This is a genomic window from Vibrio sp. SCP2 (assembly GCF_059295395.1).
Genome location: NZ_JCAFVV010000053.1, coordinates 1 through 222, shown reverse-complemented (window position 1 = coordinate 222; position 222 = coordinate 1). Strand labels below are relative to the sequence as shown.

Here is a 222-nt window from a genome sequence, read left to right as displayed (position 1 = left end):
GCTGAGGTCTGGAATAAGTGGCGGAGCGGACGGGACTCGAACCCGCGACCCCCGGCGTGACAGGCCGGTATTCTAACCAACTGAACTACCGCTCCGCACTGGTTAGACTCTAAGTCTAAATTTAAAGCCTGGCGATGTCCTACTCTCACATGGGGAAGCCCCACACTACCATCGGCGCTAATTCGTTTCACTTCTGAGTTCGGCATGGAATCAGGTGGGTCC

General features: G+C 55.9%; 1 tRNA gene and 1 rRNA gene. Both read right to left on the bottom strand.

The features are described 5' to 3' along the window. Window positions 1-18: 18 nt before the first annotated feature. Window positions 19-95: transfer RNA gene (locus AC5O63_RS22525), tRNA-Asp, on the bottom strand. Window positions 96-126: 31 nt separating this feature from the next. Continuing rightward, window positions 127-222 (bottom strand): 5S ribosomal RNA (rrf, locus tag AC5O63_RS22520); the annotation flags it as partial.